This window comes from Bradyrhizobium sp. USDA 4506 (assembly GCF_054058795.1).
The window spans coordinates 1,989,469-2,008,988 of sequence record NZ_JBSSBM010000002.1 but is presented as its reverse complement, the minus strand read 5'-3'; the positions used below and the strand labels follow the sequence as shown (position 1 = coordinate 2,008,988).

General features: G+C 57.8%; 7 protein-coding genes. 4 read left to right on the top strand and 3 right to left on the bottom strand.

Features of this window, described 5'->3' with window-relative positions; all coding sequences use genetic code 11:
* Window positions 1-126 precede the first annotated feature (126 nt).
* Both ACVIHF_RS11495 and ACVIHF_RS11490 read right to left on the bottom strand, forming a co-directional pair.
* A complete protein-coding gene (locus ACVIHF_RS11495; protein WP_456792113.1) occupies window positions 127-714 on the bottom strand; it encodes a hypothetical protein in 588 nt (195 codons plus the stop codon).
* 64 nt (window positions 715-778) lie between these two features.
* Window positions 779-1,147: a hypothetical protein gene (locus tag ACVIHF_RS11490; protein WP_456792111.1), complete on the bottom strand. Its 369-nt coding sequence runs from the start codon at window positions 1,145-1,147 to the stop codon at window positions 779-781.
* Window positions 1,148-2,036: 889 nt separating this feature from the next.
* Between ACVIHF_RS11490 and ACVIHF_RS11485 the strand changes: the two genes are divergently transcribed.
* Both ACVIHF_RS11485 and ACVIHF_RS11480 read left to right on the top strand, forming a co-directional pair.
* Window positions 2,037-3,374 (top strand): hypothetical protein, encoded by a 1,338-nt coding sequence (locus ACVIHF_RS11485; RefSeq protein WP_456792110.1) that lies wholly within the window; start codon window positions 2,037-2,039, stop codon window positions 3,372-3,374.
* Between the two features lie 77 nt (window positions 3,375-3,451).
* Window positions 3,452-4,384 (top strand): DUF4238 domain-containing protein, encoded by a 933-nt coding sequence (locus tag ACVIHF_RS11480; RefSeq protein WP_456792109.1) that lies wholly within the window; start codon window positions 3,452-3,454, stop codon window positions 4,382-4,384.
* Between the two features lie 24 nt (window positions 4,385-4,408).
* Here the strand turns inward: ACVIHF_RS11480 and ACVIHF_RS11475 are convergent, their stop codons facing one another.
* Window positions 4,409-6,289 (bottom strand): hypothetical protein, encoded by a 1,881-nt coding sequence (locus ACVIHF_RS11475; RefSeq protein WP_456792108.1) that lies wholly within the window; start codon window positions 6,287-6,289, stop codon window positions 4,409-4,411.
* A gap of 555 nt (window positions 6,290-6,844) precedes the next feature.
* On the opposite strand from ACVIHF_RS11475, the gene ACVIHF_RS11470 reads away from it, so the two are divergent.
* Complete coding sequence (locus ACVIHF_RS11470; protein ID WP_456792107.1) at window positions 6,845-14,443, top strand: hypothetical protein; 7,599 nt, start codon at window positions 6,845-6,847, stop codon at window positions 14,441-14,443.
* On the top strand, window positions 14,440-19,515 hold the full coding sequence (locus tag ACVIHF_RS11465; RefSeq protein WP_456792106.1) for a hypothetical protein: 5,076 nt from the start codon (window positions 14,440-14,442) through the stop codon (window positions 19,513-19,515). The genes ACVIHF_RS11470 and ACVIHF_RS11465 overlap by 4 nt, the downstream gene beginning before the upstream one ends.
* Window positions 19,516-19,520: the final 5 nt, after the last annotated feature.

Sequence of the window (19,520 nt, the reverse complement as noted above, 5' to 3'; positions counted from 1 at the left end):
TCAGATTCAGCAAGACTATGGCCACACTCAACAAGCTGAAACCCAAGTAGTCCCCACAAGTCCCTTCGGGGGGCTTTTGTTTTTGTGGCGTCCTTCTGCCCAACCTCCTGCCTTACAGCCGCCAGATCACGGCGCCCATCTAGATCCCGCCGCCTGGGCCTGGAGTCTTGTCATGAGCCACACATCAACATTGGGCTTAAGCTTACGCTGCGTGAGCAGGTATAGAGCGATATTGAACCGCCTATGGCCTTCGATCAGCACCAGCGAAACCGGCAGACCGTCTCGCCGACCGACTCGGTCTTCGGACATGTGTGCGTCTAGGTTGTCGAGAACAACAATAGGAGTGGGGAATTCGCCCTCCTCCAGCATGTACGTCGCGGTCGGGTATCTGTCGCCGTTCAACATCCGCTTCTTGCACAGCTCCTCGCCTTTTTCTCGGCAAGCCTTATGTTCCGGATCAAACCGGCACCAGCTTGATACGACCTCAAGGATCTTTTCGGCCGGCCATGTCTGGCGCTCGATTGTGTATTCGCCCGACTTCAGTGAGCTGTAAGGCGACACACCCCAGTGTTCGAATAGCCAATAACGAGCACACTCTTCTGGAACGCCACGATAGAATTTGGACGCCTTCTCCCACCACTCCGGGAAACGGTCGAGGTCGATACCGCCGAATTGGTCGCGGGCTGGTTCAAACTTCTTCGGGTAATCGTCCATGGCAATCCTCTGACGATATACTACGCAACTTGATTCCCTAGGGTCGTGACCCGGCGGCCCACTATCACAGAGAAGCAAAGCGATACATTGCAGCGACTACAGCGCTGATGAAGCCGCCCGCTCCAAATGTCAGAAAGAACCAGCTTGCGAAGCTTAGCCCTTTGGAGAAGTCGGCCTTTCCGGAGACCACTGCCTGCTGGAGTTCTACCTTACTGATCGTGAGCGTTGCATAATAGCCAACTGACCCGAGTAGACCCACTCCGAAGAAAAGGATGAAAACGCCTAAGCCGGGAATGGACGGCACCCCGTCCTTGAGCATCGTTAGGCATCCTCCAAATCCAACACCGTTGCCGCCGAGCATAAGCGTAGCGCCTTTGATGAAGCTCTCCCAATGCTCGTTAGCGGCCTTCATGCCGATCTCAATGCTTGGCATTCTCTCCTCCTCGTTTCACAATTTGTACGTGAAACGGGGACTGCTCGCCATAGGCCATCAAACGCGGAAGCTCTCTAACGTCTCGCCCTTCAGCTTCACCGGGGCAGGCATGGTGCCTATACGGCCTTAACTAATAGGATACAGCGGGTCCGTTCCAGTCGCCTCTCGCGCAAGCTTTCGGGTCGAGCATCTAGACGCTAGACGCGTCTCCCGCCTTGTGGTTGCATTCCTTTTCTGATGAAACTCGGGAGAATTGCTCATGCGCACGATTTTCGTGATTGGATTTTTGGCAGCTGGCATTGTCTCTGCTGCCGCGGATTATCATTCCTGCAGGTATGACGTGGATAAGCGGTATGAAGCCTGCTTGAGGGAGGCGTCCCAACAGCGGAAGCCTGACAGCTGGTGCTCCAACATCAAGCCGATGGGGTACGCCGAGTGTGAAAAAGAGCGCCGATAGCTATCCAAAACCAGATCAACGAGGCCAGGGCGGGACCGCGGTCCCGCCCGATATCGTTTGGGGTAGTCGTCGGATGTCGAAGGTCCTCAAATGAGCTTGTGAGTTCGGCTCTGGCTGGCTCTGTGCCGATGACCGGCTGCTTACGGCGCTCGCCGGCCGCCAGAACATGGGCGATATCTCGCGAGCTCTCGCTGCAGAGGGCGTGACAGTCCCCATTTTCGACTTCAACGAAGAGAAGGGCGAAGCTGTCGCCAAGGAAGTCCGACGCTGGGGACACATACGCCTTGCCGGCTATCGAGATACGGTGCAAAAGCCAGCGGATCAACTCATAACGCTATCACGCATGGAGCGGGGGCCTGGCAAATTTCGGTCCTCGCGCCCCGGCAAGGTCGGCAGTTGCTTGATCTTGCCCAGCCAAGCCACAGAGTTGTTATGAACGCACAAAACCAACTGAGGTACAATGTGACGGCCGACGGCTCCCCGAGAATATTCTGGTCCTGGCAGAGTGACTATTCACCTGAGACCTGCCGTACTTTCGTGCGCGCTTCATTGGTGGAAGCCATCAACCTGATCAACGGCGAAATGGATGTAAGCGACGCTGAAAGACCGGAGCTTGATCACGATACCAAGGGCGAGCGCGGTATGGTCGATATCGCGTCGTCAATCCTGACGAAGATTGCGAACGCAGCCGTCTTTGTCGCCGACTTGACGCCGATCGCCCGTACGAAGGCCCCGGGAGAGAAATGGCTCCCGAATCCGAACGTAATGATCGAATTGGGGTGGGCGATGCAAAAGCCCGGCTGGGAGCGGGTAATTGGCGTCCTGAACACGGCAACCGGTGCTGAAATTGAGGATTTGCCGTTCGATATCCGCCAGAGGCGCATACTTACCTATCACCTGTCCGACGGCGCCGATCCGGCTACGCGCAAGAGCGTGCAGAAGAAGCTGGTCAAGGAATTCAAGGGAGCGCTGGAGACAAATCTCGCCGACCGGGCTGACGAAATCGCCGCGAGTGTGACCGTCAAAGGTGTACCAGCCAACGCAGAGAATCCCTCGATTTGGGCATCCGCAAAGAGTTTGCTGGTACATAACGAAGCGTTTGGTCGTCCCGGGCGGGTCGAAGTCCGACTTCCTGACGTCCCGCGCGCCTACATCCGCGTTACGCCAGCAGGCTGGAAAACGCATCCGCCATCTGTTTCAGAAATCGCAGGCCTGCATCAATCGCTGGCCGTTGAAGCGCCGAGCGATACGGCTTTCGAAGGCAACTACGGCGCTACCGAAGAAGGGTTTGTAAAGTATTGGATCACGAGTGCGCACGGTGAGCCGACATCATCCACCAATGTCACCATGTTCTTCGATGATACTGGCGAGTTCTGGATGCTCCATGGCAGCGTTATCGTCCCGCACAACGGCTACTTGCTCTTGAGGGATCAGTTGATGCTCGGACAATGGTCGCAATTCCTGCGACGCTCGCTCGCCGTGATGGATCGCTTCGGAGGGCTCCCCACGCGTCGCGTTGAGGCCGGACTGGTCAATGTTCGCGACTTGCGCTGGTTTGCCGAATGGGAGATGGACCGGATACAATCCCGCCGGAATGAAGCCATCGAAACCAGACAACGTCATGACTGGAATAACGCCGCCCAAATCGCTTATTTGACTGACGCCTATAATCGCGTGCGAAGCCTCTTCGCATTGCCTCGCATGACGGAATCCCAGATCACCGAAGCCCTTGAGCACTTCGATCCTGATCGCTTCAGACACAAGAATTGACGGCCGCGCAGCACCGCACCAAGGTCGAGATACCGACGCCACCATGCCTTTCCACCCGCAGCCGAGGGGAGCGACCGTTGACCGGAAAGCCGCGCATACACCACTTCGTTCCGCAATTCTGGATTCGAAAATTTGCCGGACTTGACGGTAAACTCTGGGCCTACGACCACCTTTCCGGTCGAATCCGGGAGCATTCCGCGAAACAGCTGATGCAAATATTCAATCTTTACACGATCGAACCATCAGGAGCCGACGATACCACCCTCGAGACAGTTGATCTCAACAAGATTGACTCCCAAGGCAGCGCTGCCTTCGATCGCGTCCTCAATGGCGATTACAGTCTCGCCGCAAAGGAAGAGCTCGCCTCATTTCTGGCAGCGCAAGTTCTTCGCGATCCGGATGTCGTGACGTCCTACAATCCGAAAGCGCAGGAATTGACCTTGAGTCTCGTTGAGGCCTTCGAGGCCCCTGATTTCAACACGTTCAGCCAGACGTGGCAGACGCGCTTTCCCGGTGCTTCCGTTACGGAGGCTGAATTCAAACACATCAAGTCCCTAGGGCTCGGTGGCGCAGAGGATGCGCTGAACAAGATCATAACCGGGCTCGACGCAACGGAAGGCCTGCCGGAGCTGCCGTTCACTGACGTGGTGCGCAGTCCCGACGGCCGCAAAATTGTGCGCGACAGACTGTTATCACTCGATTGGGTAGTGAAGACAGACCCGTGCGGCCGCTTCATCCTGGGTGATACAGGCGTTCTGTACGCCAAGGGGGATATGGAGAGCCTCTCCGCTCCACTATCCCGCGCTACCGCGCTTTATCTCACCGCCAGCGACAGTCCCAAGCCCACGATCACTTCTGCAGCGGCGGCCGCTCACGAGGTCCAGACTCTCAACGCCGAGAGCGCTGCACGCTCACGTCGGTGGATCACAGGCGATAAAGCGGAACTTGACAGGCTGAAGACACAGGTCGGAAACAAGCCGCTGCCGGCCGCGGGCCAGCGTGACGTCTGACTAACCATCAGTCGATAGCTGGCGTTAACGGAGCCAGCCGTCCGGCCCCCGACGTATTCGATTTGCTGTGATCTCCACGAGGAGGTAGGGCTCGCGCCCCTCCCCGCCCAACGCTTTGGCCAGCAGTTGATCCTTCCAGTCGCCGGTCCACAATCCAATTACGTCTTCCACAAGCCACGTTCCAAGCCTCTTCCCAAGTTGAGAAGCCGCGGCCGGCGCGATCTGGGTTGAAGGCTCCCCACGCTCCACAAGGTCGAGGAAAAGACGCGCAGGTATTACAGGCATCGACACGCCTTCGCAGGCCGGACCGACAAGCAACAAAAAGCCTGCCATAGTTTGATCTGCGAGATCCCGGAGCTGCCCCGCATCGACAGGGTAGTAGTCCACCTCCAGCGCTCCCTGCCGGACAAAGATGCGTTTGGCCTGAATGAGAGAGGTCCGGCGCGTGAATGGCCGACCGTCTTCCCGTGCCTCAAATACAATGCAAATGTCAGCCGAAAATCGGTCAGAACCAATACCCCTGCCGCCCTCCTCCGCCTTGCCTACTAGCCGATGCTCCATTTTGAATTCCAGGCGCTCGTTCGCGTTTGTCTCAGCGGCATAGGCTGCTAACCTGTCGCTTATCTTCGAGAATGCGCCCGCCAGTCGCTCGAACAGTATGGCTACGTGAGTTTCCTCGCCGCTGTCCCGCGTCCGGCGCACCTCATCGCCGAAGGCGTGCGTCGCGACTCCAAGCGCATCTTCCATGAGACTCTCAATGCGCTTGTCTCCAATCCAGGTGCGGCTTGCGCCGAATCCGTCGCGGCGCTCGCTGACGGCAGATTTCGGTGCGCTTCTCATTTGCAGGAGCGCCTCAGCGTTCGGCACGCCATTTGCCATATTCAGAACAGCAGCTGCGCGCCGACGGACAAGACCGTCGTGGTGAGATGTGAAAGGCACTATCGCGGCCAGCTCATTTGACGCATGCAAGTCGAGAACAGCAAAGATGACGGCGCGATCATCATGAGGCGAGCCGAACCAGAGAAGCGCCTCAGTGACCGCATGCTTGAGCGCCGCAGCATTGCCAACGACTGTGTACAGGTCGTGTCGCCAGGACGCTCGCGTCTCGGCCGAGAGCTCAGCAAGCCTGTATGACCGGTGACTCGTGATCGTCAGGCCAAGCTCCATAAGGAGCTCCGCGGCCCGATGAACATCAGTTTCGCAGTTCTCAAGGACTGTGTGTGCGCGGTGCTTTTCAGTACCCTTGCGCCAAAGCAAATGCTGAAGTTGGCCCCAGACGCTGCCGCCCGACCATTCGGCGATCAGCGAAGCAAGCTCGTCATACTCACTGAATCCGGACCGCGACGTCACCGCCCTCATAACCCGCGCCGCGGCTGTTTCATCGCCCTGGAGTACCCGCAGCTGACCTATCCCTGCGTTGATTTCCGGTACCCCCCGCTCGAATGAATCCAGAGCTGACGAAAGAAGCAGATGGTCGTTACGGAGCCTCGGCCAGCCCTCGACAAAAGCACCAAAATCCCGACTGAAGGCGTAGCTGGACTTTCCGAAAAGATTCAATGCAAGCGCACGCGCCTGGGTTTCTATCAGGTGCCAGTGCGTGTCGGCCCAGGCCCGGGACACCTGACGAATGTCGGCGGCTGCCTTTGCATCCGGCGCTGCGTCAAGAGCCCTGCCAAGCTTCCAAAAACTCTCGGCATCCAGATTCAGGTGATCAGAACCGGCGACTATCGCAGCGGCAGCTGCGCACCAGTCGACCGGAGCGCGTTGAAGATCAGGCGACAGGTTCAAAACGCGGAAGTAAACACGATCATCCGCTTCACTGATGATATCAGCAAGAGCAGCGTCAGCATTCCCGTAAGTAAATTCCGCTCGGGGCCCGAATTCATCATCAGCGTCTTTCGACATAGTCACCCTTTTGCTTACCAACGTTACCGTTTCACGCGCCTTCCAGATCGGCGTACGCTGAGGCAACGTGCGTGGCGGAATGCGCATTGCCGTGGAGCATACGCAGACGGTTGTCTCCCGGTTCCGCTTGCAGCCATAGCAGGGAACTTGCTCCCCGTCCTTGCACTGCAGCTTGGCGACGCTTGTGAGGCTGGCCCATGTTCATCCGCCACAGCGTTGTGGTGTCAGTATAAAAGCTGTTGACTTCGCACAACCTGTAAATATTCTGTGCAATTACTGCGAGAGTACGCCATAAATTTCGCTGGGGGCACACATGGCTGGCAAGGCAAGATTTCCGAACTTCCACTTTTAATATTCCGGAAGCACTGGGTTCAGGCCTGATATAGGCCCGGCTACCGGCGCACAGTGAGGATGCAGGGGTCGCATTGAGGCGACGCCGGCTGGCCTCGTTCAAGAGTTTCAATCACGGACAAGCTCCTGAACCGGCTGTTTGGAGCGCGCGCTTTCGCGCGCCGACGCCGTTTATTTTGAGCCGAACAGTTTCGAGGGCTGGGTTTGGTCAAGATCACACGCCGGGAATTTTTGGGAAGCTCGACCGCAGCCCTGGCATTTGGCAGTGCCTCCGCATCAGCGCCGTTAATAATAGAAAGCACGACTGGCGGTCTTCTCGTGAGCGAGGGGAATCACCTTCGCTGGTTAGTTGAGAGTCGTTCTTTCGGCCCCTCTGCGGTCGTCAGCAAAACAAGCGAAACTTCGATTGGGATCCGTCAACTATCGCTGTCCGCTAACCTTGAGACCTCCGTTGATCTCAATTTCGAAAAGAGTGATGCAGGCTGGACCCTGCATTGTATCTGGCAGGATTTTGGACAAAGCCGCGCAAACCTGACGTTCGCCCGGTTTCTGCATGGAGAGCCGCTCGCGCTACCTCTGGACGCCTCGTCCCACGCCATATTCAGCAACGCAACCGGCCTGAAGCTGCCCGTTCAAACGAAGCTCGAGCTTCACCGTAACTCATCCGTGGTACTAAGACCTTCCAGGGGTACGCTAAGTACACTCGGCGACACGTTCAAACCTTCTGCACTGCTGATTGGCCCACGTCCAAAGGACGCATCTGGATGGCGCGGAGAATATCTGGCTCCGTTCACCAGCCGGACAGTTCGGTTGGGAGCTGCTCGTGATGTTTCAGTTACTCTTGATCTTGATCCCAGGGCCAGACTGTTTCTGTACGGCGGAGCGCATCCCGTCCGCATTATCGGTGACCTCGTCCTTCGTTTAAAGGGCAGGCAGGAAACACTGGCCGCCCCAATTGCCCAGGCTGAATTCAATCAGGATGGAGCCCGACGGAGCACTACGCTCGCGTGCGACCTTTCCCACTGGCCGTTTCGTTCAAGAGTCGGCACGTTTGACCTGAGCGGTGACGACGATGGACAACCGTTCAAGGTTTCGCTGACGAGCACGGCTGATGCCATAACCAGCTTCGACATGCCGACTCTGCTCTTCAACCACAACATCGCCATTCAGGGCTCTGATCGTACGCGGCTCGATTTCGTCGATCAGAAAGACAGAACCGTCTTCAACCGGCTGGATTTCAAGGGAGCAAACTTCAAGATCTTTCTTCCTGGCTTGCGCCGAAACCCGAATGAATTCGGCTACGAGTTCGGCGCTGCAACCAAGACTGTCCGCCTTCCTCTCGACGATGCAAAACTGAGGATCGCGAGATCACGAGACCTCATGAGTCTGGAGTTCAGGTTCAAGAACATCGATCTCGAGCTGCGAAACGGAAAGCCCTATCTGGTTGGACGCAAGATAGAAGGAGCAAATCCGGAGCGCGTTCTGGTGGTCGATCTTCCACCGCAGCATATCATGGAGCGGGCGTTTCTCCGTCAGCAGTTCGACCTGCCCGATTCTGCTCCGAATATCGTTGCTTCGGACCTTGCAAGGCTGCGGTCATCGAGTCTTGAAGACGTACTACGGTTACGTCGTCAAATACGTGATTCCAAAATTGCCGCAGAGAAGAGTGATCCGGGAAATGCTGGCTTGACACCCTTCGCTGATTTTTCAGCGCTATGGGATGCTGATCCCGAAAAGAAGGTTCCTCCCCGCGAGAAATTCTGGATCGGCCCTCTCGGTCTTGTTTCTGTGCCAGGACGGCAGGCGGCGAGGCAAATTCTCGCAAAGGGCCGACGAAGTGCGATCGACCAAGTGCTTCAGGATCTTGGCAAGGATCGGTCGCCGGCAGATACCGACAAGGACATCGAAAAAGCGGTTGGCCTGATTCCGCTTCCTCCTGTCGGAGTGGATATCCGCAAACAAAAAGAGATTGCCACGCGCGAACGCGATCCGGGAAAATTTTTCGCTGCGTTGTTTGCCGAGGCCCGAATTGACCGCTTCAATCACGACCTGTTCGAAGTACTCAAAAGCTGGGATCTGAAACACAAGGATGTTCTGCTGATATTGCCGAACTGGCCCCTGCGCCAGAAAGACTGGCAAGCGCTGTTTCCGGGCGTTTCTCCCCCCGTGGTGTCCAGAGCTTTCGCGAAGGAATTTCTGACCGTTCAGCTCAAGGAGAGCCTGCAGAAGAGCTCCGAGGATGCCACAACGGGAGTGGATTGCTCCCGTAAATGCGAAACGCCAGAGGGGTTGTCCTTACCCGTGGAAGCCCGAATGTCGGGCGCCTCAAGACTTGCGTTCGACTTCGAGGCTAAGGAACTCGCTCTCACGGTCGAAAATCTAACTGACTGGCGGAGCTTCAATCTGAAGGTGGTGCGTCAGGCCCATCGACTCTACAAGGCGCAGGATCCAAAACAATCAAAACTCGAGCCGCAGGATGACCCCGCGGAAATTCTGCGATATCACGGCATAACCGGCCGCGCCGAACTCTGGAATAGTGCGCACCGTCTTGCCGAGATCAGGCAGGCCATAGCCCGCCCCAGCGACTACGAAACTTCGCTTGAGGTACCCTCCCGACTAATACTTTCGCCATCACAAGATGCGAGATGGAAAACTACTCGCCATCTTCCGGCTCACCTTGACTTCTGGAAACCGCCCTCCGGCTCGCCTACGCTGATCTGGCAGGCACGGCTGCATGAGGCGCTGCCCACGCCCTCACTGAGAGCAATCTGGTCCCCTGACTACCAGCCCGGTGTCTTCAAAACCGACGGACGGGAACGGAGTCCTCCTCTGGGTCCTTGGGCGCCCTGGGATCTCAAGTCCCATAAGAATGACGAATCGAAGGCGCGACGCTTCCGTACCGCGCTTGATTCCGCAGACCGGCACGAACTCGTCATCCTCTCCTCTGTTCCCGGGCTGCCGGTTGTTGGCATTCCCCCGTCCGACAAGGGTTCTGACAAGAAAGACACGAGCCAGGTCGGTCCTCCTGCCGGCTATGGTCTGAGCGACATCTGGACGGAGATTATCCCGGGATCCGGCAAAACCGGCGCCGATACATCCGCAATCTACCTGCCTCGGCCTCTGACGACCAATCGACTTTTGTTGGGCAGTCTTGGTGCGACACTCGATCTGGACACGACTTTCGAGCCACCAAGTGCAGCCAGCATCGATGCCGATGGCAAGCGGACACAAAAGATGCCGCTCTATGAATCATTCAGCATAGAGCGTTGGCGTTCAATCATTGTCGACGGTCGGGACGTCGTAACAACTATCGTTCGACGAGGATATCTGTTTCCTCTTGGCCATAAGGCAGCTCTTGTAAAGCTTACAGAGCCCCGCATTCGACTTGCCGTTACGGACGATCCGGCGTCCGGATACATTGTAGAGCAGGCGCAGCGGTTCTTTATCGAGGTGTCGCGGGACCAACAGCTCTATCCCGCGACGGGACAGCTGTTCAGTGGCAGGGGCTTTCCGGCCAAACGTGTAAAGCTGCTTACCCTGCGAACTCCTGACCTTCTTGATCCAACCGAAGAAATACTGGGGCGCGTCGGCACAGCAAACGATGGTCTCAAGACGCGCCTCCGCGGAAACGTGGTTGGAGCCGTCAGCGATGGAGCCGGTCAGCAGGAGCGCGCTCTCTCAGGCCTCGTGTTCTGGCCTCGTACCGACGCCGGACCAGCCGGATCGGTCCGTTTCAGAATGCTCATCGACGACAGCGCGTCGGCCGTCTCCATGCCCTTGCTGTTCGTCGATAACCGGGCTGCGAATGATCCGCGCACGGTGGAAGCTCTCTGCAAGCGATATTACTCTGACAAGACTGATCCGACCGACCCCAAACCATTCCAGCACGACCTGATTGCACACAATGGCGTTGCGCGGAAATATGCCGATGAGCAGGAACCCGGCCAGTGTACCTTCAATACGGACTGGCAGCAGGTCGCTGCTGAAGGGCGACCTGGCTTCGACTTCGACGGCCCGCTCCAGGCGGCGACGCAGCCACCGTTTTATCCCAGCCTCTCAGTCGCCCAGATCCGTTCCCAGCAAATAGAGGGATTAAAAGGCAGCCCGGCCCCTCCGATCACTGTCACCTACAACAAGGAATACGTCCGACAGGGATTCGGCAGCACGGCCCGGGAGCAGACATTCCTCGACGCCGTTCCGTTCGACTTTGATATGGGCGACAAGGGCGACCGATCAGGCGGGATCGGGCGAATGGCGCTGCGGGTCGTCGGCTTCAATCGCCAACTCGGTCCAGTCGGAAGTTCACCCGACAAGGCCGCGAGGGCCTTGATGGAGGTCCCGCCAAGGGTGCGGTTTGCCGATGCGTCGACTACCCGATCAGATGCCGGCTCCGGCGTATCCCGAGCGACTTCGACCGCGGACTTCGTAGGCAACTTTTTCCCTCCCGGGGCGAAGCTGCTTGGCCTTATTGAATTCCGGCAATTCGTCCTGATTGCCATCGCTCTCATGGGGGAGAACGTCCTTCCGAAACTGCAGGAAGTTTCCCAGTTTGCGATTCCGAAAAATGAAATCGCAGCCATATTCGACGATGAGAAGGGAGTTCTCAAAAGTCTCATCGCAGATCTTAAGAACCGCATCGACAAGATCGGAAGGTCCGTTTTCGCGGATCTCAGCAATGCGCTTGACGAGATGGAAGCTGCCCGAAGCGCCGTGTCCGGCCTGAACCGGACTGCGCAGCCGAACGCCGACCAGCTTGCCATCGAACTTTCGAGAACATGGTCATCCGGTCGACGGGTACTTCATGCGCTGGACGAAATCTCCCGCGCACCGCTGGCCTCGGTCGCCGAAGACATCCGGCAGTCTATCAACGACTTCCAGGCAAGAATCTCCTCTGACCGGCTCCGCGAGCTCGATCCGGCACGCATCATACGCAGTGCGGTCGCGGCCAAGATTGCCGAGGCGACACGCAATGCAAATGCCTGGTCGGATGCCATCCTTTACGCAAACGCCGATCCAGCACGGAAAATCCTGCAGGATCTCAAAGACGACAAGGAACGATGGGCGGCAATCTGGACTGCCCCGGATCCCGTGGCAAAACTTCTCGCCGATCCTCTTTTTGCAGATTTGTCAAATGAAGCGCGCGAGGAACTGACCAGAACCATCGCCGGCCCGCTTTACGCGGAGATCAGGCAGGTCCTTGACGCGATCAACAAACTTGCTGATGCAGGCTTGGACAAGGGCGCGCAGCACATTGATGAAGCCATAAACGCGATCATCTCTGCGGCGTTGCGGTTCCAGGCCGTCGTCCAGAAGGCAAACTCCGTCTGCAGTTCGGGCATAACCACAGTTCGCGATATTATACAGGCTGTATTGCCTGATCTCGGGACCTGCCCTGCTCCCGCCATACATGTCCTCGCTGAACCAACCGGCAGGGCAACGTGCCGCGTTCTGCAGGATGCGATCGCGCAAATGAACAGCAGCCTCCAGGCAATCACGACTGCTGCAGCGGGTCGTGAAGCGCAGCTCGGTGCCTTCAGGAACTACGCTGAGGCGCTGGTCGCCGCAGCGACAAAGAACCTGCAGTCGTTCCAAGACGCAGTGAATCAGCTGACCGCAGCCCGTACTGCGCTCCTGCAACAGTTGACGGCGGGAGCGTGTCTTGCTCCGACAACCACCGTCGCACGTCTTCTCTCCCAGCTCCGGCACATGCGAGACCAGCTGGCCAGCCTTTCGCTTTCCGTCCCCGTCATCGCTTTGCCTCCCCCTAGGGGCGCCATACCGTCAGACATCAAAGCCGAATGGGACAAGCTCACTGCCAGCTACGTCACGGCATCGGCCGCCTGGCTTGACTTCTCCCGCGAAATCACGATCGCGGGTGCGGAGTCGGGAGCCCGGAAGAATGCACTTGAACGTGTCCGCACTCACATCCTCTCGAATCTGATGGGTGACGAACCTGATCCAAACCGGGTCATCAGCAGCATTCAGTCAGATGTGATTTCAAGATCTGCAACCCTCAAGACCCAACTGGAAGAATTCAGCTCGGCAACCGGGCTCGGTCTGGAGGACGTCAGGTCCCGGGTAACAGAGCTGGAAAAGAACTACAAAGCGCTGCTCCAGGCCGCACTCACAAATGAGGCGGAGATACTCCGGCGCGCACTTCGGGAAGCAATCGCAAACCTCCTCCCGGCAGAATTGCAGAGCCTGTTGAATACGGTGCTGAAAGAGGGAGCGAAATCAGTTGCCAGCCTTTACGACGACATTCGAGCTGTTCGAAAACTCGTTCTTGCGAAAGCAACACAGCTCAATCCTGTCGCCGAGACATTCTTCGGGCTCCCGCCTTGCTCGACAGGATGGGCCGAAAGCATCCTCGTAGTACAGAAAGGCGACGGGACATGCTCTGCTGATGACGACGAACTCGTCAAGGAAGCCCAGACTGCGAACGCTGCGGCCAAGGCGATTGAAGCAAAAGCCAGCCTCAACCGCGCAGATGCTATCCCCTTCCAGAACCTTCTCAAGCTGTGGCAAAGCGGGCAATCAGCTCCCCAGAAAATAACAACGCAGGTCAACGACTTTCTCGCCCATGGCGCCCGTGCCCGCCTCCAGCAGCTGATCGATGTCGACAGTGTGCGCCACAGTTTCGAGGATCAGCTCCGCAATCTCGTTCCGGCCCGCAAGACGCTCACCAGCACCCTCACACTTCCACTGTCCAAAGTAACAGTTGCCAGTTTCGTCACCTTTGAGCCCCACGGGTCGAAGCCGGTGCTCGATCTTCGTTCGAATGTAACTACCCACTTCGATCAAGCGAAGGTCACAGCAATTTTCAGCGGCCGGGTAGATCCATTCAAGCTCGAAATCCCCGAGATCATCACTGTCGACTTCAAAAAAGGTATCACTTACTCAGGCGGCTCAGGACAGACCGGGCAGCTTCTGGCGCCTCTCGACACAAACAACATCGTCTTTGGAAAGATTCTCAGTTTTCTGGCCGAGCTGGCAAAGTGGCTTTCCATCGGCGGTGACAACGGACCGTTTACCCGTCTCAGTCTTGTCAATCCGGCGATCGAAGCGGGATATCGAATTGCCATCCCTGTCATCACGGTTGGTGTAACATTCACGAACATCAACTTCTTCGGCTCGATGCTTCTGCCGCTCGAAGACAAGCCGGCGCGCGTTCGGTTCTCACTGGGGTCGCTCGATTCCCCCTTCATGATCTCGGCAGGCATATACGGAGGAACCGGTTACTTCGGGCTTGAAGGAAGCGCAAAAGGCATAGAGGCCTTCGATAGTGCCTGCGAGTTTGGCGGCATTGCTTCGATCGGTTATGGGCCACTGCAAGGCACAGCGTATGTAACTTCTGGCGTGTACGTCCGCCAGACCGCGAACAGCTGCGATCTGGGAGGCATTTTTTCAGCGGGCTTCACTGCGCATATCGCCTGCTTCTCTATTAGCGCCGCCTTCACTCTTCGTATGGTTCGGCAGGGTAACGGAGCACTGGAGGGAGAGGCTACACTCACATTCTCGTTCTCCGTGGGCCTTGCGCGGGTGAGCTACAGTGCCCAGGCAAAGCGCAATATGGGCGCAGGGTTCCAGGGTGGCGGAAACGCAGCCACTGCTTCGCTCGCTCCCAGCTCGCTTGTAAGACTTGCAGATGCGAGCGGCGACATTGCACGGGCTTCCTGGTGCCGCACCGATGACCTCCATCACGCCGAGCTCGCCGTCATTGGCGTGAGTGCCGGCGATAACTGGGGCCTTCATTCTACATATTTTGACGTTGAGCTCGCGCCTTCCCCGATGGATTTGACATGAGTGATTTGGCACTTCCCGGCACCGTTGAGCGGCCCACATACAACGTGAAGCAGTACGCGGCGGCTTCCAGAGCGATCGCAGCGGGTTTACTGAATTACAAGGGTGGTGCTCCGGGAGCTGCCCGTGTGACGATCACCTTTCAACCCACAGCCGACACAGAGATTGAGGCGCTGAAGGCATGGCCGGATATCCTGCGGGCTTTTGTCGAGGGTACAGACGGGACGCCGAAAGATCGGCGCATCACCATTCTGGCGGCGCCCTTCGCCGCGCCTGATCCCCTTGCGAAACATGAGAAGCTGGACGCGACAGTTGAATGGGCCCCACCCACGAAAGAAATTGCCGAGAGAATTGTGAATCTCTGGCACAGAATGATGGCGCGACCCTGGTCAGAAGGCCCTGACGAAGACTGGAAAAGCCTGATCGAGGTTCTCAAATGTGCGGCTAAAGAACAGAGCCTGATCCCTGACGCGATACTGCCGACTCCCTATGCTGAAGCGGCGATGGCGTTCACATTCGAAAGAGGTCGTCTGCTGCTTGACGCCATTGCCGAGCCAAATGCCTCGATACTCAACACCCCCGACCTGAGCCTCGCGTCTGATGTGCATCGTCCATGGCTCGGTGAAACTGCGCCACCTGTCCAGCTTGCGTACAATGCTGTCGGGAGCGATGTCGCGGTCGAACCTTTGTTGATTGGTCGTCGTTCGGACTGGATGGCCCCCTATCGGATTGCGACAGCCGAGGCTTTGTCCAGCCGTATTCCAGAGCCCATATGGCCTCTGCCGAGCACCTTCGCAGACAAGGCCCTGGGGCGCGATGGCGGATTGCAAGATGTGTTCGACAAGATCCATGCGGCGCATCATCACGCTACTCCTGCCCCGGCCCCCACAATAAAATGCAGCAGCGCCGAGGAGTTGCTGAACTCTGCCCGTCGCCGCTTCGCTGCCCTTCTTGCCCATCCTGTGTTGCAACGCCTCGTTGGCTTTGCTGTCGACGCGACCATACCGATAGATGCCCTGAAAGCTTTCACGTCCAGGCACGGCGAATTTTTGCGACTTTCGCTGAATGGTGACCATCGCTGCTGGACCCTTGCGAGGTTGTCACTGGATGGTATCGGTAATTTTCTTCCAGCCACGGAAACAGAGGCCAAGGCGGCGCAGAACCAGCGATCGGTGTCGAAACCAGCTGAGGAACCGGACAGGTTTGGCCTGATCAACCTCGGCATCGCCGGGCAGCATGGACCTCGTTACGAGATCTGCACGGTAGATCCCGCTCTTGCTTCAGAAGGCGATGTTACGCGTCAGAAAAAGGTAGTCGCGCAACATCGGGCCAGGGCTGCAGACGATGCAGCGGCGCACAAGGACGCCGGGGCCCCGGGCAGCCACGATACCCCGGCAGAACTTTCTACCCTTCGCTCGGGTGGATTTCGATTGATCGATCGCGATCGACTGCTCGCCGCTTGCAAGCAGCTCGCAAGCCAAGATGCCGTCAGAGATAGCGCAAACGCCTGCCGAGCCGGAAAAGCCCTTCTTCTGCAGGATGCGGCACAACTGGAAACCGGCAAGCGCTTGCTCGTCGGCGTAAGATCCGGGGAAACCATCGAGTGGCGATGTCCGCAGTTTCGTCGAGTGACGTACCGAGATCCAGCTCCGCCGGCTGGACAGGAGAATTGGGTCGAAAAGGAGCTCGAACGGCGGCTGGGGAGCGCTGATGGAGACCGTCGGCTCAATCTGGATGCCGCCAGTCTTAGCTCGCTCGATCAGGTACACATCAATGACAAGAACGATGATGACAGCCTTGATCGCAAGGTTGTAACGCTCATCATGGACAGTACTGTAGCAGCCTGGGGTGGCGAGCCAATGGGTCTGCCCCCGACTCCGCCACAAAAGGACGGCAAATCTGCTGGTGGAGAAGTCCGCACGCCGTTCCTTGCCGTCGACGAGCTGAACATCTCGCGTTCGTATGCAGCTCCCTCAACAGCGCGCAACAGCAACCGCCATACCGCCGGCGCAAGACTTCGGCTGGGCTGGCCGTACTACGTCAGCGTGATCCGCGTCGTCGAGGGCGGCGTATCAACTACCAGGGAAGGCGCCGCGCAGGTTCTCAAAACCCTGCCGAGCTTCTCGATGCCAGCCGCACAACTGGGCGATATTCCGGTTGAGGGGCGCCGTTTCCTGCGACACGAGAAAGTTGATGCCCCGATGATGCTCTTTCTGGATAAGGAGCTCCAGGCGCTCAAGGGTATCAAGCCAACGCAATACGGGACCTCGATGGTCGTTCGCTCCTCTGGTGAAGCGCACCGTGCACGTCCAAAACAGACCACCCGTTTGCTTGTTGCTCCTCCCGTGCCGATGCATTTCGCCAGCTTGCATGGTGTATTCGACCACCTTGGATCGGCAACGCGCTATCCTCCGGAAGGTTTGCGCGGCTTCAGTCGCCCGGACCTGCGGGCGAGCCAACACGATCCCAACACTCCGCAGCATGTGACCGCAACGCCTCATCGTGCCGAGCAACTTGATCCGGCACTGCGCTATTACCCGGATCCTGCGGCGAGTCTGCTGGTACTTGCCCTGCGCCGGCCCGAGTCAGGCGCAGGCGACGGCTGGCTTGGAAATCCCCTTGTTGTACCTGTTCGCGCTGGAAAAACGTGGCCTGATGCCCTGCCCGTCCTCATCGAACTTCAAGCTGCTGACAAGGGAAGCAAGGATACCCTCCGCCTCATGGATGGAGGACTTCGAAATCTTGCCGGTGCGAGTGTCAAGACAGTTCGCTGTCTGCTTCAGCCTGGCGAGGATGTAGAGCTCCAGGCCTGGTTCGTTCCCACTGTCGGACAACTTGCTAACTGGTTCGACAACGTTGAAGCGGCCAGCCTTCTGGCTACCCATGGTGGCGAGCCGGAAGGCCTGTTCGACAGCTCCAACGCTTGTGCCCGGGGACTGAAGGCTCTCGTTGGGAAACAAATTTCTGACGATCAAAATGGCACTGGCGCTGCATCGGCAGAGGTAAAGGTGTGCACAGGCGCGGGCAATTTGAGCGCGCCATCCGAGGTTCTCAGGCGGCAACTCGCCGTCCAGGTTCATCAGACCATGTTGCGTCGTCCGGTCACTGCACTGGCAACACCTCTTACTATGCGGCTGACGCATGCAATCGACGAGACATTTGTGACGGCTCCGGCATTGCTTCCAGGCACACTCAAGCTTACCCGCAGGCGCTTTGCGGGAGGCGACGACGCTGTTGATCCAACAAGAGAGAGCCGTCTGGACTTTATAGAGAGAATAAGATCCACGGATTGGGACATTAGATATTGCGAAGAGGGATCAGTTGGCGCGCTGTTTGGCGGTCACCTGGAAGTGGATCCCGTGACGACGAGTGCTCTGGAATTGGAAATCGAATGCGCTGCTCCTGATGGAGATCTCGACGACGAAAATCGCGGCCGGGGCAAGAATCAGAAGGTACAGGATATCTGGCCCGAAAATATTCAGGAAGGCGACCAACGGCTTTTCGGTTTCAGCATTGGAAGAGATCATCGTGTCACGTTTCCGCGCCGTCGGGTCATTGCACTTCGATTGGATGGAATACCCCTCCCCGAGGATTGCAAGGCTGGTTTGCGGCGGAATTGGCTTCTTGAGAAATTGCAATCAGCATCCTGGGGCGCTGCCAAACCGCTGGGAGACGCCCTGCGAACCAGTTTGTCTTCTACTCTCAAAACAACTGGCGCACGCCTTCTTAAGGTGAGACCGGTTGCACTCGGCCGCCACGCAGGTCTCATGCCTCCGAGAGACGCGAAGCATGTCGAGGACACGGGGGTAGCAGGTGCCTTCAGCGAGATCTGGCTGCCAAGCACAGCACGCCCGGCTCCCCCGGTCATAGACCGGATACAGGCCGGTTTTCAGGAACTTGCGATTACGCGTACGCAAACGGGGCCGCGCACCTTTACTCTGAAATACGAGCGAACAACGTCTTACCGGATCTGGCTGCGCCGTCCCTGGGCATCCTCAGGAGAAGGTGAAAGGCTGGGTGTGGTGCTTTGGCCGCCGGGCCTGCTTGCGAAAGGCGTCGGGCGAGACGATAGCGGGACGCCGATCCCGAAAGTTGAACTTCTGGATGGAGATCTGGGGGCCGGCGGCCAATATGTGTCACGCTGGGGTGGCGATCCCATCATGAGAGGCGCTGCTCCTGTCGGCCCTCTCCTTGCCCCGTCTCTCGTGCAAGGGCGCGGCGGAGAAACCATCGGAACTGCCTTTATGCCAATCCCGGTCGAGGGACCGTGGTCTTCCGCCGGTCAGGACAATGTGGCCAAGCAAACGACCATCGGGCCGGAAGCGGCGCAGAACCAAAGCTCTGCCCAACCATCGAAAGCGAGCCCGTCAGAATACCTTGCAGTCTCCCTGTCTACGTTCACACCTCTCTTTGATCCGTCAGAAGAGCTTTGGTACGTCGACCTTGCGTTGCGAACCGATCCCTATCCGCTGCCAAGAATGCGCCTTGGCCTCGTTCGCTACCAACCTCATGCTCGGGAAGACATCGAAGTTATTGATGGCGGCGCGCCAACAAGGCTCAGGGTTTCGACGCCTGTTGCGGAATGGGTTCAGCCGTTACCCGGGAGGATCATCGAAGCGACGTGCCAGCACACTGCTGACGACAAGCAGACCAATATTTTCGTAACCGTGAAAGGACCTTTTGCGCTACCGGATCAGTCCGCAAATGAAATAACGGCGACGGTCGATCCAGCTTCATCATTCGCCGGTACCAGACCCGCGCTCGAGGTCGAGTTGATCAGGCACCATCCAGGAGATCATTCGAAACCCGCGTCGGAGGAGTGCGCAATAGACATCAATGGCTCGCGCTGCACTTGGCAAACATGGAAGCCTGGCTCGTCGGGCATTGCCACGCAGGTAGACGGAGGCTGGGCCTGGACCTGCATGTTCACCTTGCCGCGGATGCTGGACAATGACGGCTGGCGGCACGCCGTTTCCGTCCGGGAAATCACGCTGGCCAAGAGCGCAAATGAGGAAACGTTCGATGGTCCGGTCGAATCCGGTCCAAGACTCCTCGCTCGCATCGAACTCGCCTGACCAAT